The sequence below is a fragment of the Roseibium sp. Sym1 genome (genome assembly GCF_027359675.1).
GTDB lineage: Bacteria > Pseudomonadota > Alphaproteobacteria > Rhizobiales > Stappiaceae > Roseibium.
Map to the genome: position 1 here is coordinate 2,111,985 of NZ_CP114786.1, position 18,153 is coordinate 2,130,137.

An 18,153-nucleotide genomic window follows, 5' to 3' on the forward strand; every position below is an offset into this window, starting at 1 on the left:
TGATCCAGCGCAAGGCTACATGATCAGATAGATTGCAGTCTCGAAACCACAAGGCAGAAATCCTTCACGGGGCCGGCCGAGCCAAGGAGATTTCATGACACGCGCAGTTTCAATTCAAAATGCGGCGTCCCGCCCGGGCAGGAAAGCCGTGCTGGCGGTTGCGGTTGTTGCCGCGGGCGTGCTGTCGGCGGGAACGGCCCGGGCCGGGGACGCGGCCACGGGCAAGGCGCTGGCCCTGCAATGGTGTTCCGCCTGCCATGTTGTCGCCGACGATCAGGCAACGGCGTCAAGCGTGTCCCTGCCGAGTTTTTTCGACATGGCCAAGGACCCGGGCTGGTCGCAGGAAAAACTGGCGACCTTTCTTGCCAATCCGCACCCCCAGATGCCGAACATGACCCTCGGCAACACGGAAATTGCCAATCTCGCGGCCTATATCGGCTCGCTGGCGCCGTAGCGAAGTCTGATCGGCCCAGCCAGGCATCTTGCGTACATGAACTGGATTTCCGCCGGCCTTTCGCCCCTGCCCGGGATGGGGCCGGGGGCGCGGTCACGCCCGGTCATGTGCGTGACAGAATTTCTCAAAATTCGAATTCCGCCCGCATGGCGGCGTGGAACGAGCCCGCATAATCGCCGTTTTCACTGTCAAAGACCTCGTCCGGCAGGCCGTAGTTGAACACCCTGACGTCCGTCGCCCGGCTGGTCATGGCGGCGCTGGCCAGGATGTGATCCAGCGCCTGGCCCTTGCCTCGGTGAATGACGGTCTTGCGCTTTTCCGGCGGCAGGGCGGCATCGAGCTGGTAAAGGCGGCGCGATTCCAGATCGGGCGACCCGGTGTCGTCCGGATCGGCGCGCAACAGCCGGATCGTGCCGGTTTCGCTGGTGGCGTTGAAGTCTCCGGCAAGCACGACCTGTGCCGCGTCGTCCGCATCGAACAGGTCCTCGACCGCGAGGCGCAGTTCCAGTGCCTGTGCGGTCTGCTTGAGCACGGACAACTGATAGCCCTCGGCCCAGGCAGAAATGGATCTCCAGGAACGGTCTTTGCGCTTGCCGCCCCGGATCATGGCGGCAACCGGTGCGCGCAGGTGCACGCAGAACAGGTGAAGCGGTCTGTCCGTGCCGATATCGATCTCGGTCCTGAGCACCGGCCGGTCGAATTCGATCGTCTGGGGCCGGTCGTAAGGCGGCAGAGCCGTGCCGGGCTGCCATTGCGGCGGGTGCGCGTGGGCCTGGTAAAGGCTTTCAGACTGGCGGATCGGATGGCGGGACAGGACAACCAGATTATGCCGGTCTCCCGGTCCCTTCGCGGACGGCCGTTCGCTGGTGGCGCGGTTGAATGTCTCGTAGGGGGTACCCTCCAGCAAAAGGTCGAGCGCCTGGAATTGCCGCGCCACCATGCCCTTCTGTTTTTGCGCGTTCACCTCCTGCAGGCACAGGATGTCGGCGTCGAGCTCCAGGATCTTCGGCCTGAGCGCGTCCAGGCGGGGTTTGAGCTCCGCCGGGTCGTGGCGGTCGTTGCCGAAGGATTCCATGTTGAAGGTCGCGAGTTTCATTCACAGGGCCCGGTCGAAGGAAGGATACGGCAGACCATAGCGGCGGAGAACTTCAAGTGGTAGTGAGCTTGGGAACACCAGGAGAGAAGATGATGACCGGCGAGCCATGTCCATGCGGCAGCGGAGAAGAGTTTGCACTTTGCTGCGAACCGTGTCTGACCGGGAGCAGCGCGCCGAAAACCGCCGAGGCGCTGATGCGTTCACGGTACGCGGCCTATGTCCGGGAGGACATCGCCTATCTGAAGGCAACTCTGTGGCCGAAATATCAGAAGTCGTTCGACGGACCTGGAACGGCGAGATGGGCCGCGGAGAGCCACTGGACAGGCCTCAAGGTCCTGAAAACGGAGAGGGGCGAAGAAGGCGACCGGGACGGCACGGTGCTGTTCGAGGCCCGCTATCTCTCCGGCGGCAAGCTCACAACGCATCGGGAGTTGAGCCTGTTCCGCAAGAAGTCCGGGCGCTGGTATTATGTCGAGGCGGTGCCGGAATAGACTTGTCTGCTTCTTCGTATCCGGGCAGCGCCTGTTCCCGGACATGCACACCCGGCCTGTTTCAGAAAATCAGGCCGCGCCTCGCTTGAAAAAAGTCCGGTCCCTGCGATTGGCGGCGGAAGCAGGGACCGGACCAGACCGCGGACAGAAGGGGAGGCAACCCTCGACATCCGCAAAGGCCGGTGCTCTTAACCCGGAAGGGTCAAATGGAAGAATCAAGAATAATGTTCCTGATTTGTTCTCATATTTGACGAGAAATGCGGGCCCTTGTCAAGGACGAAAAGAGCGGCCAGGACGTTTTCAGCGGACGCGGCCTGCAGGCCCTTGTTTCGACTGGGGCGGACGCCGGCGCCCGGGGGCCTCACACATCTGTGAAACCTGACCAAGGGTGACCGCTTGATCGCCATAGAATATTAAGTCCCTCATGTCACAAATACGGAAGAGTATTCACAAGGGACCCCTCAGTGCGATTTTCCGCCAATTCCTGGACGAAGCGTTTGCAAAGCGCCGCCTGGCCTCGGGTATTGGGGAAAGGAGGCGGTCAGATCGCCGATTTCCTGCAGGGAAACGGGGGTGACGGCCAGGCTGCCGGCCGCATGGCCGTGTCGACCTTCGCCGTCAGGATTGCCGGCGCCGCGCTCGCCTATGTCTCGCAGATCGTGCTCGCCCGGCTCATGGGCGCCCATGACTACGGCATTTATTCCGTCGCCTGGACCTTCGTGATCGTGCTTGGTGTCATGGCCTGCGGCGGCTTTTCCAGTTCCGCCAACCGGTTCATCCCGCAATACCGGCAGACAACCGACCCGGACGGATTGCGCGGCTTCCTGCGCACCAGCGGCCTGGTTGCCTTTTTCATCGGCAGTGCCATGGCGGCAATCGGGATGGTGCTGGTCCACCTGATGCGCCCGGTGATCGAACCCTATTACGTTCAGCCGCTGACGGTCATTCTGCTCGCCTTGCCTTTCTTTGCGTTCGGACTGGTCCAGGACGGCATCGCCCGCAGCTATGACTGGCCGTTTCTCGCCATGCTGCCGACCTATATCTGGCGGCCGCTGGCGGTCCTGGTCCTGCTGCTGGCCGTTGTGCTGGTCGCCGGTGTCCAGGCCGATGCGCTGACCACCGCAATCGTGGCGGTCGCCGCCACGTTCCTGGTCGCAGCCTACCAGTATCTTCATCTGCGCAGGCGGCTGGCGCCGCATGTTCCCAAGGGACCCGGCCGGGTGGACCTGAAGACCTGGCTCGCGGTGTCCATGCCGATGCTGATGGTGGACGGTTTCCTGCAGCTGATCACCAGCGCCGATGTGATCATGGTCAGTTTCTTCCGGGACCCGGACGAGGTGGCGGTCTATTTCGCAGCCTCCAGAACGCTCGCCCTCGTGCATTTTGTCTATTTCGCCGTTCGTGCCGCTTCCGCGCACCGGTTTTCCGGCTACACCCACAACAAGGACCAGGGTGGACTGGCAGCCTATGTGGAAAAGGCGACGCACTGGACCTTCTGGCCGTCACTGGTGGCCGGTGCCGGTCTGCTGCTGATCGCGCCGCTGTTGCTGCGCCTGTTCGGGACCGGGTTCGAAGCAGGCTATCCGCTGATCGCACTCCTGATGATCGGTGTTCTGGCACGGGCATCCGTCGGACCGGCCGACGCGCTCCTGACCATGACGGGGCACCAGAACAGCTGCGCGGGCATTTATGCCGGAACCTTTTTACTCAATGTTGTTTTGAACCTGATCCTGATCCCGCCGTTCGGGCTGGCCGGGGCGGCGATCGCCACGAGCCTTGCGATTCTTTTCGAGGCCACGGCCCTTGCCACGGTGGCAAAACGCAAGCTCAATATCACCACATTCGTTCTGCCATTGCTTTTCACCTCCGGGAACCGACCTGTTGACCGCTGAACTGCCCAGTTCCGACGAGCATGAAGTTGTCCATTTCGATCCTTTGAGCGCCGAAACGCCGAAGGATGCCTGGCAGGTGCTTGGCGATCACGCACTCGATCCGAACCCCTTTTTCGGTCCGGCCTTCCTGTGTGCGTTCCTCGAACATATTGGACCGCGGTCGGTCCGGCTTCTTGTCGTGCGGGAGCGTGCAAGCGGCCGCTGGTTGCTGGGGGCCCCACTCGGAAGGAGGCGGCTCGGCCTTGCCCTGCCGGCCAACGCGACCTGGGCGACGGAATACGCGCCGCTCGGCACGCCCCTGATACACCCGGATGCGGGCGACGATGCCGTGCGCCGCTTTCTCGAAGCCGGCACCGTGCCCGGCGGCCTGCTTGCCGTGCCCTACCTGCCGCTTGAAACGCAGTCGGCGAGACGGCTGAAGAATGCGGCGCCGGACCGGACACTGGTGCTTGCCCGCTCGGCGCGGGCAGGACATGGCACGGGCGCCGAAGGCACCGCCCAGCTGGCCGAGGCCGACAGCGGCAAACGGCGCAAGGAAATGCGGCGCCTGATGCGCCGGTTGGGAGATCATGGCACGCCGCGCTTCGTCAGTCTTGCCGGCGCGGAGGCGATCCAGGGTTTCGAGGCCTTTCTGCACCTGGAAGCCGCGGGCTGGAAAGGCCGCACGGGCACGGCGCTGCTCAGCCTGCCCGAAACCGCCGCCTTCGCACGGCTGGCGGTTCAGCACAGGGCCGGAACGGGGGGTGTGCGTATCGACCAGCTCTGGGCCGGAGACACGCTTGTCGCAGCGCTGGTCCTGTTCGGGGACGGCGGCAGGGTGTTTTCGTGGAAGATTGCCTTTGACGAGGATTTCGCCCGCTATTCGCCGGGCGCGCAGATTGCCCTGCAGGCACTGAGGACGAACCTGGCCAGTCCCGGCTTCAAGGAAGCCGACTCGCTGGCCGTCCCGGGTCACAAGATGATTGAACCGCTCTGGCGCGGGCGGCTCGAAACCGGGACGCTTGTGTATGCGCAAGGCGCGCTCGGCGGCTTGAAACAAAAGCTCGGCGAAGCCGATGTCCAACTCGAACGATCCCTGCGCCATGCCGCCAGATCGCTCAAACGGCGCCTGTCCCGGTGACCGTCTTCAACCTTCGTTTTCTGACCGTTCCCGCAGTTTCCGGCGGATGATCTTGCCGGTGGTGGTCATGGGCAGCGCATCGACGAACTCGATTTCCCGCGGATATTCATGGGCGGACAGGTGCTCCCGCACGAAGCTGCGGATGTCGTCCACCAGGCCGGGCTTGTCCTGTTCGTCCGGTTTCAGGACGATATAGGCCTTGACGATTTCGGTGCGCAGCGGATCCGGCTTGCCGATGGCGGCGGCCAGCGAGATGGAGGGATGTTTCAGCAGGCAATCCTCGATCTCGCCGGGTCCGATACGGTAGCTGGCCGACGTGATGATGTCGTCGTCGCGGCCGACGAAATGCACATAGCCGTCCTCGTCCAAAATCCCCTGGTCACCGGTGATCATCCAGTCGCCGATGAATTTCTCGGCCGTGGCCTCCGGCTTGTTCCAGTATTCCAGGAACATCACCGGGTCCGGCCGGCGGATGGCGATCTGGCCGAGCGTTTCCGGCGGCAGGGCATTGCCGGCGTCGTCGATGATCGCGACGTCGTGGCCGGGCGTGGCCTTGCCGATGGCGCCGGACCGGCTGACCCCGAGGTCGGCCACGGAGCCGAGCACCGCGTTGCATTCCGTCTGTCCGTAGAACTCGTTGACCGGAAAACCGAATTCGTCGCGGAACCAGTCATAGGTCTCCTTGCCCAGCGACTCCCCGGCGGATCCGACGCTGCGCCAGTCGAGCTGAAAGCGCTTGCCCGGACTGTCGACGGCGCGCAGCATCTTGAGAGCCGTCGGCGGGATGAAGGCGTTGCGCACGCCTTCGCGTTCCAGCAGCCGGAAGGCGAATTCCGGGTCGAACTTGCGTGCCGCATGGGAGACCACCGGAACACCGAGGCTGAGCGAGGGAAAAAGCGCGTTCAGCAAGCCGCCCGCCCAGGCCCAGTCGGCCGGGGTCCACAGGAGGTCGCCGTCCCTGCCGAGAAAGTTCTGCGACAGCTGGATGCCCGGCATGTGCCCGAGCAGGACCCGGTGACCGTGCAGGACGCCCTTGGGCTGGCCGGTGGTGCCGGAGGTGTAGATCATCAGCGCCGGGTCGTCGGGCGTCGAGGCCAGCGTGTCGAACCGGTCCGATGCTGCCGACAGAAGGGCGTCGAAAGACAGGGCGCCGGTTTCCGGTCCGTCCACGGACACAACCAGCTCGAGGCCGGGCAGACCGTCCCGGATGTCCGCGAGCTTGGCGAGGCCCGCCGTGTCCGTCACGAGCGCCTTCGCGCCGGAATCCCCGAGCCGGTAGGTCAGAGCGTCGAGGCCGAACAGGGCGGCCAGCGGCACGGCGACGGCGCCGATCTTGTAGGCGGCCAGGTGGGCAATCGCGGTTTCCGGGATCTGCGGCAGCAGCAGCGCAACCCTGTCGCCGCGCGCAATCCCGTGGGCCTGCAGTGCATTGGCGAAGCGGTTGGCGGCGCGGTTCAGCTCCTGGTGGCTCCAGTCGCGGTGCGTGCCGTCGGCCAGGACCTGCCTTATGGCAAGACGGTCAGGATCCCGTGCGGCCCAGACGTCGCTGACGGCTGTGGCCATGTTGTAGGTTTCAGGCAGGGACCAGCGGAACTGGGAAGTCAACGTGTCGTAGTCGCTGGCGCGTTGCAGCATGAAGAGGCGTCCGGTGCTGTAAATTTAGGCAGCGGAGTTTAGGGCGCTCATTGCTGCAGTGCAATAGATCTTGGGAATTACTTCCGGGCCAGCGGATGCGCGCTTTCCACCAGTTCGCGCAGGCGCTCGTCCAGCACATGGGTGTAGATCTGCGTCGTCGAGATGTCCGCATGTCCCAGGAGCTGCTGAACGACACGCAGATCGGCGCCGTTCTGCAGCAGATGCGAGGCAAAGGCGTGGCGCAGGACGTGCGGCGACACCTTGCCGGCGTCGAGACCGGCGGCGATGGCAAGCGTCTTGAGCTCCCGGCCGAAATGCTGGCGGGTCAGGTGGCCGCTGTCGCCGTGGGAGGGGAACAGCCAGGGGCTGTTCTCATAGGCGCCTTCGGCTGCGCGCAAGCCGACATAATCCTTCATGGCGGCCTGGGCCGGCAGGGAGAGGGGCACCAGACGTTCCTTGCCGCCCTTGCCCTTTATCTCGATCAGCCGCGCATCCCTGAGCGCGGCGGACACCGGCAGGGCAACCAGCTCGGAGACGCGCAGTCCGGTCGCATAAAGAACCTCGATCAGGGCGTGAAGACGCTGGGCGCGCAGCCGGGCAGCGGCACTTTCGTACGGTTGTTCGGTCGCGGCCCTGGCGGTTTCGATCAATCGGTCGACGTCGTCGACGCTCAGCACCTTGGGCAGGCCCATGCGCTTCTTCGGTGCGGACAGGGTCCGGGTCGGATCGTCCTCGCGGCTGCCTTCGGCATAAAGGAACTTGTAGAACTGTTTCAGCGCCGACAATCGCCGCGCCTGCGAGGTTTCCGCAAAGCCCCGGCGGGTCAGGTCGCTCATGTAGGCGGTGATGTCCTCCGCGGCGGCGGCCGCCAGCGTCTTCCGGCCCAGAAATGCCGAGAAATCCTCCAGGTCACGCCGGTAGCCGGCGAGCGTGTTTTCCGCCGCGCCACGTTCGGCGGCCAGCATCTCCAGGAAGTTCTCAAGATCGAAGCCGGTTGCCATCTGCGCCTTCCCGATCCCCTATCGGCCGAAGCCTTCCTTCTTGACCCGCACCTCGATTTCCCGTTCGCGCGGATCGACGAAGGTCGCCAGGGAATAGACGGCGCCGTAGCCGAGCGCGCCCAAAAGCAGCAGCACGAACAGCAGGCGGGTCAGGGTTGGCACGTCGGATCTCCAGTCCAGGGCGCAGCGAATCGGATACGGGATTGTTTCAACAGGGCCGGGTGGATGCAAGGCAAAGCCGAAGCCATCGATCGCCGGACTTCCCCCGTGTCTTTTTTGCCGAATATGCTACAACGCCGCCATGACGAACAACGATAACTCGCGGACCCCGAACGAGGGCACCGCCGGACAAAATGCGAAAGCCGTCGACCTTGCCCGCCTGGTCAGCGCCCTTGGGCAGCGATCCATCGTTCTGGTGGGCATCATGGGCTGCGGCAAGTCGACCGTCGGAAAGCGCCTGGCGCAGCGGCTCGGCCTTGAATTCATCGATGCCGATACCGAAATCGAGCGCGCGGCCAACATGTCGGTCGCCGAAATCTTCGCGGAACACGGCGAACCCTATTTTCGCAGCGGCGAGGAGCGGGTGATTGCCCGGCTTCTGCGGGAAGGCCCCCAGGTTCTGGCAACCGGGGGCGGCGCGTTCGTGAGCGCGGCAACCCGCGCGGAAATCGCCGAGCGGGGCCTGTCGATCTGGCTCAAGGTCGATTTCGACACGGTGATGGCGCGGGTGCGCCGGCGCTCGAACCGGCCGCTCTTACAGAACCCGGACCCGGAGGGCACGATGCGCAAGCTGATGGCCGACCGCGAACCGGTCTATGCCAAGGCGGCGCTGACGGTGGTTTCCAAGGACGTGCCGCACGAGTCGGTGGTCGACCAGATCGTCGTCTCCCTTGCGGACTATTTATTCGACAGCGAGGACCAGCCTGCCTCGCAGACATCGGTCTCTTGATATTGATTGGCGTGACAGCATGGCAGACACGGTAACGGCCCGGGCACTGATGGGCCGGGATGAACAGACGGTCCGGGTGGATCTGGGCGCGCGCAGCTACGATATCCGCATCGGGCGGGGTGTCCTGGAAACCGCCGGCGCGGAGATTGCGGCGGTCCTGCCGGGCGCGCGACTTGCGATTGTCGCCGACGAGACCGTCGCGCGGCTGCATCTTGCAGCCTTCTCGGAAAGCCTGAAGGCCGCCGGCCTCGCGCATAGCGCGATCACGGTGCCGGCGGGTGAAAGCACGAAGTGTTTCAGCCAGTTCGAGCGCCTGTGTGACGAATTGCTGGCGGCCCGTCTGGAGCGCGGCGATGCGGTGGTCGCCCTGGGCGGCGGCGTTGTCGGCGACCTGACCGGCTTTGCCGCCTCGGCCGTCCGGCGCGGCATGGCCTTTGTCCAGGTACCGACCAGCCTGCTGGCGCAGGTGGACAGCTCCGTCGGCGGCAAGACCGGAATCAATTCGCGCCATGGCAAGAACCTGATCGGCGCGTTCCACCAGCCCGCTCTGGTGCTGGCCGATACGGCCGTGCTCGACACGCTGTCACCGCGCGAATTCCGCGCCGGCTACGCGGAAGTGGCCAAATACGGCCTGCTCGGCGATGCCGAGTTCTTCGCCTGGCTGGAAGCGAACTGGCAGGCCGTGTTCGCCGGTGGCCCGGAGCGCGACGAGGCCGTGGCCCGCTCGTGCCAGGCCAAGGCCGACGTGGTCGCCGCGGACGAACTGGAAAGCGGCCGCAGGGCCCTGCTCAATCTCGGCCACACGTTCGGGCATGCGCTGGAATCGGCGGTCAGCTACGAGACCGAGCGTCTGGTCCATGGTGAGGGCGTGTCGATCGGCATGATGCTGGCCCATGAGTTTTCCGAACGTCTCGGCCTGATCGATGCCGACACGGTCGCCCGTGTTCATGCGCATCTCACCGATGTCGGCTTGCCGGTGACGGTTCAGCAGATCCCGGGGCAATTGCCGCCGGTGGACACGTTCATGGACATCATCGCGCAGGACAAGAAGGTCAGCCGCGGCGCGCTCACCTTCATCCTGACCCGGGGCATCGGCGAAGCCTTTGTCGAAAAGGGTGTCGATCCGGCAGTTGTTTCGGACTTCCTGAAGGAGAAACTCGAGGCATGATGGAAACGGCTCTCTGGCTGGCGGTCGCCGCCATCTTCGTGCTCCTGTTCCTGTCCGGCTTCTTTTCCGGATCGGAGACGGCGCTGACCGCGGCGTCGCGCGCGCGCATGCACCAGCTGGAAAAAACCGGCGACTGGCGGGCAAAGGCGGCAAGCGCCTTGATCGCCAACCGCGAGCGGCTGATCGGGGCGCTTCTGCTCGGCAACAACCTGGTCAACATCCTGGCGTCCGCGCTGGCGACAACCGTCTTCCTGACCCTGTTCGGCGAGGCCGGTGTCGCGCTGGCGACCCTGGTCATGACGGCGCTTGTGCTGGTCTTTGCAGAGGTTCTGCCGAAGACCTGGGCGATCTCCAACCCGGAACGGTTCGCCGTGACGGTTGCCCCGATCGTGCGGGTCGTCGTGGCCGTGTTCGGCCCGGTGGTGGTCGGTGTCGAGTGGATCGTCAGGGCGATCCTGAAGCTGGTCGGCGTCACCGTCGGTGACGATGCCTCGATCCTGTCCGCCCACGAGGAGCTCAGGGGCGCGGTGGATCTGCAGCATATCGAAGGCGGCCTGGAAAAGGGCGAACGCGACCGCCTGGGCGGCCTGCTCGACCTTGCGGAGCTGGAAGTCTCCGACGTGATGGTTCACCGGACCAACATGGTTGCGCTCAATGCCGACGAGTCGGCGGACAAGCTGGTCAACGCGGCCCTGGCGTCGCCCTATACCCGTCTGCCGCTCTGGCGCGGCGAGAGCGACAATTTCGTCGGCGTGCTGCATGCCAAGGATCTGTTGCGGGCGCTGCATGCCGCCGGGGGCGATGCCTCGAAAATCAATGTTCTGGACATCGCCGCGCCGGCCTGGTTCGTGCCCGACACGACCAGCCTGCAGGACCAGCTCAACGCCTTTCTGCGCCACAAGTCCCATTTCGCGCTCGTGGTCGACGAGTATGGCGAGGTGATGGGGCTGGTGACGCTGGAAGACATCCTGGAGGAGATCGTCGGCGAAATCGCCGACGAGCACGATGTCGAGCTCGAGGGGCTCCGGCCGCAGGCGGACGGCTCGGTGATCGTCGACGGTTCGGTGCCGATCCGCGATCTCAATCGCGCAGCCGACTGGAGCCTGCCGGACGACGAGGCAACCACGATCGCGGGCCTCGTCATTCACGAGGCACGCATGATTCCGGAAGAGCGCCAGATCTTCACCTTCCACGGCTTCCGCTTCACCGTGCTGCGCCGGGAAAAGAACCGGATCACACGGCTGAGGATCATGCCGCTCGGCCAGATCCCGGGCGTGAAGGCCCCGGCCGTTCCGGCCGTGCCGCAACAGGACGCGGGTGCTGTGAAGGCGGGCGCCTGAGTGGAAATGCGCTTGGCTTAAAGCCTATTTGATTCTTGGAACCCCCACCCCTACCCCCTCCCCACAAGGGGGAGGGGGATTCTGCCGAATGCGCCGAGATTCCTGAACTCTAGCGACCTGCATAGGGAAAGTACCTGTACCGCAAAGCACGCACATGTCTCCTTCCCCTTTTGGGCGGGGCTATCGTAATTGAAGAAGAAACGCCACATACGTCGGTGTCACCCCGGGCGAACGAAGTGAGACCCGGGGCCCACTCGTTTGCAGAGTGGAGAAGCAAAGGCACCTTTCGAAAACGCACCGTACGCTTGGGTATGCGGATCTGCGAGTGGGTCCCGGCTCGCGCTGCGCTTGGCCGGGATGACTCCAAAGGTTTCATATTTGCCAACGGCTCTAACGAGGAATTGCAAATGCAATTCCCTGCCCCTTGAGGGCTGGGTGGCAGTTAAAAGCAATTCGCCGAGGAGGCTTATGCGTCCGCCACTCTTGCCGCGCGGGGATCGGGCTCATTGTCGGAGCGGATTTCCAGGGCGAGGGCGTGGACGCCGCCGGCAAGTTCGTCGGCAAGCACCTCGTTGATCGCCCGGTGGCGGGCCACCCGGTTGAGACCTTCGAACGCGGCGGCGGCGATCTGGACCCGGAAATGGGTTTCGCCGCCCTCGCGCCAGCCGCCGTGGCCGCGGTGGTTCTCGGATTCGTCGATGACGTTGAGAAAGGACGGCTGGAACGCTGCCGTGAGCTTGTCGGTAATGGTCTGTCTGGTGCTCATTCCATTCACGTAGAGACACAGATTTCAAAGATCAAGTCTATGCTGGGGTGACCCCGGCTGATAAAGTCGCGGGCTGCCCCGTTTCTAGGGTCCGGGGCAGGAAATTAATTTTGGATACCTCGACAATGCAACCTTGTGCGGCTTGCCCGCGCGCCGACGGACTTCGATATTCTGCCTCATGAAACTGGATTCAAAACTCTTCGACGGTATCCGGGTGAAGCCGGACAAGGAACGGGCCCAGGAAGGCCGGCACCCGGTCTGCGAGCATCCGGGCTGCAACCGGCCGGCGCCTCACCGGGCACCGAAGGGGCGCGACCGGGAAGGCCAGTATTTCAATTTCTGCGTCGACCATGTCCGCGAGTACAACAAGTCCTACAACTACTTCACCGGCATGGGCGACGACGACGTGCGCACCTACCAGAAGGACAGCCTGACGGGTCATCGTCCGACCTGGAAAATGGGCGTCAACAAGCAGGCCGCCGACGGGCCTGACGGGTATGACCCTAGGGCAGGCATGCGTGCAAATGCGCAACGCAGGTCCGAACAGGTACGCCGTCCGCGCGAAAGAAAGCTACTAACGCTTGAAAAACGCTCCCTGGATGTGCTCAATCTGCCCTACACGGCCCGTGGCGCGGAGATCAAAGCGCGCTATAAGGAGCTAGTTAAACTGAACCATCCGGATGCCAATGGCGGTGACAGGTCTTCCGAAGACCGCCTGCGGGAAATCATTCAGGCCTACAACGTCCTGAAAAAAGCCGGTTTCCTTTAAGCCTGCAGGTCCTGCCGGCTTTTCCCAAATGACCCTTCCCGAGTCCCGGGACAGCGGAGGACTGATGACTGAGACGACGACTGCGGCCATGGCCATGCCGGATACTGAAGTTTCTGTAGAAGAGGTTTTTGGGTTCAAGTCCGACCTCAAGGTGCCGGCTTTTTCCGCGCCGTCGGAGCATGTGCCCGAGCGCGACGAGGACTATCTGTTCGACCGGGCGACAACCCTGGCGATCCTGGCGGGCTTTGCCCACAACCGCCGCGTGATGGTGACCGGCTATCACGGCACGGGCAAATCGACGCATATCGAGCAGGTCGCCGCCCGGCTCAACTGGCCCTGTATCCGCGTCAACCTGGACAGTCACATCTCCCGTATCGACCTTGTCGGCAAGGACGCGATCGTGATCCGCGACGGCCAGCAGGTCACCGAGTTCAAGGACGGCATCCTGCCCTGGGCCTATCAGCACAATGTCGCGCTGGTGTTCGACGAATACGACGCCGGCCGTCCGGACGTGATGTTCGTGATCCAGCGGATCCTGGAATCCTCCGGCCGCCTGACCCTGCTCGACCAGAGCCGCGTCATCCGTCCGCATGCCGCCTTCCGCCTGTTCGCGACCGCCAACACGGTCGGTCTCGGCGACACGTCCGGCCTCTATCACGGCACCCAGCAGATCAACCAGGCCCAGATGGACCGCTGGTCGATCGTCACCACGCTGAACTACCTGCCGCATGACAACGAGGTCGATATCGTCCTGTCCAAGGCCAAGCATTTCCAGACGGACGAGGGCCGCAACACCGTTTCCAAGATGGTGCGCCTCGCCGACATGACCCGCAACGCCTTCATCAACGGCGACCTGTCGACGGTGATGAGCCCGCGGACCGTGATCACCTGGGCGGAAAACGCGGAAATCTTCGGTGATGTCGGATTTGCCTTCCGCCTGACCTTCCTCAACAAGTGCGACGACATGGAGCAGTCCCTGGTGGCGGAATTCTACCAGCGCTGTTTTGGCGAAGATCTGCCGGAATCCTCCGTCAACGTTGTCATGAGCTGAGGTCCGAATGGCACCGCGTCCGGGTCACAACACGCTTCCGGGCAACAAGCCCGCGCCGAGCACCGAACCGTTCAAGCAGTCGGTGAGCGGCACCATGCGGGCGATCTCCGGCGAGCCGGAGCTGGAAGTCATCTTTTCCGGAGACCGGCCGGGCATTGCCGGCAATTCGGCACGCCTGCCGGAGCCGCCGCGCAAGGTGAACGCACGCGACATCGCGGTCACCCGCGGCCTGTCGGATTCCATGGCCCTGCGCATTGCCTGCCATGACAAGGCGGTGCACGCCAGGAACATGCCGCAGGGGCCGGACGCCCGCGCGATCTTCGAGGCGGTCGAACAGGCGCGTTGCGAGGCCGTCGGCGCAAGGCGCATGAAGGGCGTCGCCGAGAATCTCGCCACCATGCTCGACGACAGGTTCCGCAAATCCGGTGCGCCGGACATTTCCAGCCGCGAGGAAGCACCGCTCCAGGACGCGCTGTCGCTGATGGTGCGCGAGCGGCTGACCGGCGCCAAGCCGCCGGAAAGCGCGGAAAAGCTGGTCGACATGTGGCGCGGCTGGATCGAGGACAAGGCCGGCGCCGATCTCGACCGGCTGGAAGCCGAGGTCGAGGACCAGAACAGTTTCGCCTCCCGCCTGCGCGACGTTCTCAAGTCGCTGGACATGGCCGACGAACTCGGCGACCACGACGAAGACATGGACCCGGACCAGAACGAGGACGAGGGCAACAACGACGAGGCCGAGACAGGCGACGACAACGAAGAGGACAGCGGTGAACAGGAAGCGTCACCGCAGGAAATGGAACTCTCCGGCGAAGAGCAGGATAGCGGCGACACGGAAGCCGCCGAGGCCGACATGGAGGACTTCGCCGAACAGGACATGGCGGAGGACACCGAGGAGCCTGGCGAAAGCGACCGACCGGACACCTCGCTCTCCAACCGCCCGGAAACCGACTATCGTGTCTTCACGCACCAGTTCGACGAAACGGTCACGGCCGAAGAGCTGTGCGACACGGCCGAACTGGACCGGTTGCGCGGTTTCCTCGACAAGCAGCTGACCCATCTGCAGGGCGCCGTCGCGCGCCTCGCCAACCGGCTTCAGAGAAAGCTGATGGCGCAGCAGAACCGCGCCTGGGACTTCGACCTGGAAGAAGGCCTGCTCGACACGGCGCGGCTGACCCGCGCGGTCACCGACCCGATGTCGCCGCTCGCCTTCAAGCAGGAACGGGACACCAATTTCCGCGACACGGTCGTGACGCTGCTTCTGGACAATTCCGGTTCCATGCGCGGCCGGCCGATCACGGTGGCGGCCACCTGCGCCGACATCCTGGCACGCACGCTGGAGCGCTGCGGCGTCAAGGTCGAGATCCTCGGTTTCACAACCAAGGCGTGGAAGGGCGGCCAGTCGCGCGAAAGCTGGATCGGTGCCGGCAAGCCGCCGACCCCCGGCCGGCTGAACGATCTGCGCCACATCATCTACAAGTCCGCGGATGCCCCCTGGCGCCGCGCCCGGCGCAATCTCGGCCTGATGATGCGCGAAGGGCTTCTGAAGGAAAACATCGACGGCGAGGCGCTGCTCTGGGCCCATGACCGGCTGCTGGCGCGCCCCGAACAGCGGCGCATCCTGATGATGATTTCCGACGGCGCGCCGGTGGACGACACGACGTTGTCGGTGAACCCCGGCAACTACCTGGAACGTCACCTGCGTTACGTGATCGAGGAGATCGAGACACGCTCGCCGGTAGAGTTGATCGCCATCGGCATCGGCCACGACGTTACCCGCTATTATCGCCGGGCCGTCACCATTGTCGACGCGGAGGAACTGGCGGGCGCGATGACCGACCAGCTGGCTGACCTTTTCGACGACGAGGTCCAGCAGGCTCACCAGTCACACGGCCGCCGCCGGGCGGGCCGCCGTTAGGCGGCCCCGACACCGCCATGGCAGCGATACGGCCCGGACGACCGAAAAAACTCCTTGGTGCGGCGGCTCTGGCGGCGTCCATGATCCTTGCGGCGCTCCCCGGTGCCGCCCAGGAGCTGCTGCGGGACGGCGAGGCCGTCAAGACCCGTACCAAGCCGATCGAAACCTTTCACATCGGCCGGGAAGACAGCCGTTTCGGCAAGCTCACCTTTCTGGGCGGGCTGGAGGTCCTGGCGTCGGACCGCAAGATCGGCGGTCTTTCCGGCGTGATCACCCTCGACGGGGGTGCGCGGTTCCTTGCGGTGACAGACAATGGCCACTGGGTCAGCGGGCGTGTCGAGCAGACGGCGGAGGGAAAGCCGCTCGGCCTGTCGGACGTGCGCTACGCACCGCTGCTGGGTGCGGACGGCAAGACGCTGAACGCCCGCTGGGGCCACGATACCGAAGCACTGACACTGGCCGGATCCGGGCTTTACGTGACTGCCGAAACCCGCAATGCGATCTATCACTATCCCTGGCCGCTGACGACGGGGCGGGAGAAGATGATCGGCGAAGTGGCGCTTCCCGATGATATCCGCGATCTGCCGCGCAATGCCGGGCTGGAATCCCTCGCCGCCGTCCCGGACGACAGTCCCGATGCCGGCAAGCTGGTCGCCATCGCCGAATCCGCGCCGAGCGGTCTGCACGACCTGACGGGCTTTATTCTCGGTCCCGGAGGCACGGGCCGGTTCACCTTGCGCCGCCATGACCGTTTCGATGCCACCGACGCGGCCTTTCTGCCGAACGGGGATCTCCTGGTCATGGAGCGCCGCTTCAATCTGCGCGACCTGCTCGGCCTGCGCCTGCGCCGGATCGCGGCGGCGGATCTCAAGGCCGACGCGGTGCTGGACGGCGAATTGCTGCTGGAAGCGGATTTCAACGCCCAGATCGACAACATGGAGGGCCTGGCCGTTCACGTGACGGACAAGGGCGAGACCATCCTGACGCTCGTGTCCGACGACAATCGCTCCATCCTGCAGCGGACGCTGTTCCTGAGGTTCCGGCTGGAGGAGTAGGCTGGGGAATCCAATCAAACTTTTTTTAAGTAGATCGGGGTCCAGAGTCCGTAATCTCTGCGGAATACCGATTAGGCCATTTTTTAAGTAACTCAGCTTCTGTACGAAGAATATTCGAATTTGGGTGGTGGGCCACTCGATCCCTCATCAATAGAATAAGCGCAATCTTTAAATTCACTACAAACTTGTCTTTTTCTGAATTTATTTCTTCGATTGGATGATCTGTGTCTGGACCCCAAAGGTGATGTGGATAGAATTCTCGGTCATCTTGCAGTGTGAGGCGTCGAATTGATTGCTTTAAGTCCTTATTTGGTGAATTAAAGGACGCACTGAGATTATGTGCGAAAAAGTTTCGTACCCCGGCAAGACCTTTGAGAGCTTGCCTTGAGTTGTCATCAATTGCACCGAGAGCGAAAAGAAGATCGATTTGTGGCGTGGTATCACCAAGCGGCCTACCGTGCTTGAGCAAGTGTCTGGCTGGCTTTTCGTCAATAAATCGATGTAGCAACGTTTTTTCAACGGCGTGTTCTAGTAGTGACCCTCCAACAACGGTGACGATCAGATCTGAACCCGTTGGTTTCGCTGCTTCATCCATCAACTCAGAAATTGCTTGCACGGAATTGGCAGCGTCAGGTGCAAAAATTGCCCATGTCATTGTAAGTTTCTCCAAATATCTCCTTTGCTGAGGGGGCAAGCTTAATCAAAAAAAGGCACCGTAAGGCGCCTTGATTAGTTAATTTGTTCTTGGAGTTCGTTCCGCTTCAGGCCGCCCGGCTGTCCGGGTTGGCCCGGAACACGCCCAGCACGATCCGGTAGGGGGCGAGCAGGGCGACAGCGACCAGTATCTTCACCAGGAAGTCGCCGGCGGCCAGAGAGACCCACAGCAGTGCCTGGGTGTCTTCTGCAATGCCGAGGAAGGGCACCGGGAAGGCCAGGGAGCCGTCTTCCATGCCGAACAGGCCGTCGATGAAGGCGAAGCCGGCGGAAAAGGCGATGCCGAAAAAGAGTACGGTGTCGATCACCGAGCCGATCAGCGACGAAGTGATCGGCGCCTTCCACCAGGTCTGCCGGCGCAGGCGGTTGAAAATGGTCACGTCGAGCAGCTGGGCGACCAGGAAGGCGGTGCCCGAGGCGATCAGGATGCGCGGCGTGGTGAAGGCCTCGTTGAAGGCCCAGAACACCATCGGAACGACAATGGCCAGCACGAAGCCGGTCACGACCACCTTGCGGGCGGCCGACGCGCCGAAACGCCGGTTGGTGAGGTCGGTGACCAGGAAGGCGATCGGGTAGGTGAAGGCGCCCCAGGTCAGCGTGTCGGCCAGGTTGATGCCGCCGACAACGTGCTGGACCGGAAACTGGACCAGGAAATTGGAGGCCGCAACGACAATCGCCATCGCGAGGATCGCGATGGCGAAATGGGCCGCGGAGAAACTCCGGGAATCCGTCATGTC

Annotated in this window: 18 protein-coding genes and 1 pseudogene; 12 read left to right on the forward strand and 7 right to left on the reverse strand. The window is 63.6% G+C overall.

Annotated elements, in window-relative coordinates; genetic code table 11:
• The first annotated feature begins 94 nt into the window (after positions 1–94).
• Positions 95–454 (forward strand): c-type cytochrome, encoded by a 360-nt coding sequence (locus O6760_RS09660; protein ID WP_269585165.1) that lies wholly within the window; start codon positions 95–97, stop codon positions 452–454.
• 124 nt (positions 455–578) lie between these two features.
• On the opposite strand, the gene O6760_RS09665 is transcribed toward O6760_RS09660, so the two are convergent.
• Positions 579–1,550 carry an endonuclease/exonuclease/phosphatase family protein gene (locus tag O6760_RS09665; RefSeq protein WP_269585166.1) on the reverse strand — a complete coding sequence of 324 codons (972 nt, stop codon included), beginning with the start codon at positions 1,548–1,550 and terminating at the stop codon, positions 579–581.
• 92 nt (positions 1,551–1,642) lie between these two features.
• On the opposite strand from O6760_RS09665, the pseudogene O6760_RS09670 reads away from it, so the two are divergent.
• The 4 genes and pseudogenes from O6760_RS09670 to O6760_RS09685 form a co-directional block, all read left to right on the forward strand.
• A pseudogene (locus O6760_RS09670) lies at positions 1,643–1,702 on the forward strand (SEC-C metal-binding domain-containing protein); the annotation flags it as partial.
• 3 nt (positions 1,703–1,705) lie between these two features.
• Positions 1,706–2,041 carry a YchJ family protein gene (locus O6760_RS09675; RefSeq protein WP_269586249.1) on the forward strand — a complete coding sequence of 112 codons (336 nt, stop codon included), beginning with the start codon at positions 1,706–1,708 and terminating at the stop codon, positions 2,039–2,041.
• A 524-nt stretch (positions 2,042–2,565) separates the two neighbouring features.
• On the forward strand, positions 2,566–3,933 hold the full coding sequence (locus tag O6760_RS09680; RefSeq protein ID WP_269585167.1) for a lipopolysaccharide biosynthesis protein: 1,368 nt from the start codon (positions 2,566–2,568) through the stop codon (positions 3,931–3,933).
• Positions 3,923–5,053, forward strand: a complete 1,131-nt coding sequence (locus O6760_RS09685) for a GNAT family N-acetyltransferase (protein ID WP_269585168.1) — start codon at positions 3,923–3,925, stop codon at positions 5,051–5,053. Before O6760_RS09680 ends, O6760_RS09685 begins: the two co-directional genes overlap by 11 nt.
• Before the next feature lie 6 nt (positions 5,054–5,059).
• On the opposite strand, the gene O6760_RS09690 is transcribed toward O6760_RS09685, so the two are convergent.
• The 3 genes from O6760_RS09690 to O6760_RS09700 all read right to left on the reverse strand — a co-directional run bounded on the left by O6760_RS09690 (position 5,060) and on the right by O6760_RS09700 (position 7,851).
• Positions 5,060–6,688, reverse strand: a complete 1,629-nt coding sequence (locus O6760_RS09690; protein WP_269585169.1) for an acyl-CoA synthetase — start codon at positions 6,686–6,688, stop codon at positions 5,060–5,062.
• Positions 6,689–6,765: 77 nt separating this feature from the next.
• A complete protein-coding gene (gene xerD / locus O6760_RS09695; RefSeq protein ID WP_269585170.1) occupies positions 6,766–7,689 on the reverse strand; it encodes a site-specific tyrosine recombinase XerD in 924 nt (307 codons plus the stop codon).
• Positions 7,690–7,707: 18 nt separating this feature from the next.
• Positions 7,708–7,851 carry a hypothetical protein gene (locus O6760_RS09700; RefSeq protein ID WP_269585171.1) on the reverse strand — a complete coding sequence of 48 codons (144 nt, stop codon included), beginning with the start codon at positions 7,849–7,851 and terminating at the stop codon, positions 7,708–7,710.
• 139 nt (positions 7,852–7,990) lie between these two features.
• Between O6760_RS09700 and O6760_RS09705 the strand changes: the two genes are divergently transcribed.
• Genes O6760_RS09705 through O6760_RS09715 form a run of 3 tightly spaced genes read left to right on the forward strand, consistent with a single transcriptional unit; the run spans position 7,991 to position 11,146 of the window.
• On the forward strand, positions 7,991–8,638 hold the full coding sequence (locus O6760_RS09705; protein ID WP_269585172.1) for a shikimate kinase: 648 nt from the start codon (positions 7,991–7,993) through the stop codon (positions 8,636–8,638).
• Positions 8,639–8,657: 19 nt separating this feature from the next.
• Entirely contained in the window at positions 8,658–9,806 is a 1,149-nt protein-coding gene (gene aroB / locus O6760_RS09710; protein ID WP_269585173.1) for a 3-dehydroquinate synthase, read from the forward strand.
• Positions 9,803–11,146, forward strand: coding sequence for an HlyC/CorC family transporter (locus O6760_RS09715; RefSeq protein ID WP_269585174.1), 1,344 nt, complete (start codon positions 9,803–9,805; stop codon positions 11,144–11,146). Before aroB ends, O6760_RS09715 begins: the two co-directional genes overlap by 4 nt.
• Before the next feature lie 466 nt (positions 11,147–11,612).
• Here O6760_RS09715 and O6760_RS09720 read toward each other — a convergent pair whose 3' ends face one another.
• Positions 11,613–11,912: a BolA family protein gene (locus O6760_RS09720; protein WP_269585175.1), complete on the reverse strand. Its 300-nt coding sequence runs from the start codon at positions 11,910–11,912 to the stop codon at positions 11,613–11,615.
• A 178-nt stretch (positions 11,913–12,090) separates the two neighbouring features.
• On the opposite strand from O6760_RS09720, the gene O6760_RS09725 reads away from it, so the two are divergent.
• The 4 genes from O6760_RS09725 (at position 12,091) to O6760_RS09740 (ending at position 16,702) form a co-directional block, all read left to right on the forward strand.
• Positions 12,091–12,681, forward strand: a complete 591-nt coding sequence (locus O6760_RS09725) for a DnaJ domain-containing protein (RefSeq protein ID WP_269585176.1) — start codon at positions 12,091–12,093, stop codon at positions 12,679–12,681.
• A 64-nt stretch (positions 12,682–12,745) separates the two neighbouring features.
• A complete protein-coding gene (gene cobS, locus O6760_RS09730; protein WP_248153335.1) occupies positions 12,746–13,732 on the forward strand; it encodes a cobaltochelatase subunit CobS in 987 nt (328 codons plus the stop codon).
• 7 nt (positions 13,733–13,739) lie between these two features.
• A complete protein-coding gene (gene cobT / locus O6760_RS09735) occupies positions 13,740–15,647 on the forward strand; it encodes a cobaltochelatase subunit CobT (protein ID WP_269585177.1) in 1,908 nt (635 codons plus the stop codon).
• Between the two features lie 17 nt (positions 15,648–15,664).
• Positions 15,665–16,702: an esterase-like activity of phytase family protein gene (locus O6760_RS09740; protein WP_269585178.1), complete on the forward strand. Its 1,038-nt coding sequence runs from the start codon at positions 15,665–15,667 to the stop codon at positions 16,700–16,702.
• 25 nt (positions 16,703–16,727) lie between these two features.
• On the opposite strand, the gene O6760_RS09745 is transcribed toward O6760_RS09740, so the two are convergent.
• On the reverse strand, positions 16,728–17,357 hold the full coding sequence (locus O6760_RS09745; protein WP_269585179.1) for a hypothetical protein: 630 nt from the start codon (positions 17,355–17,357) through the stop codon (positions 16,728–16,730).
• A 106-nt stretch (positions 17,358–17,463) separates the two neighbouring features.
• Positions 17,464–18,150 (reverse strand): queuosine precursor transporter, encoded by a 687-nt coding sequence (locus O6760_RS09750; RefSeq protein ID WP_269585180.1) that lies wholly within the window; start codon positions 18,148–18,150, stop codon positions 17,464–17,466.
• Positions 18,151–18,153: the final 3 nt, after the last annotated feature.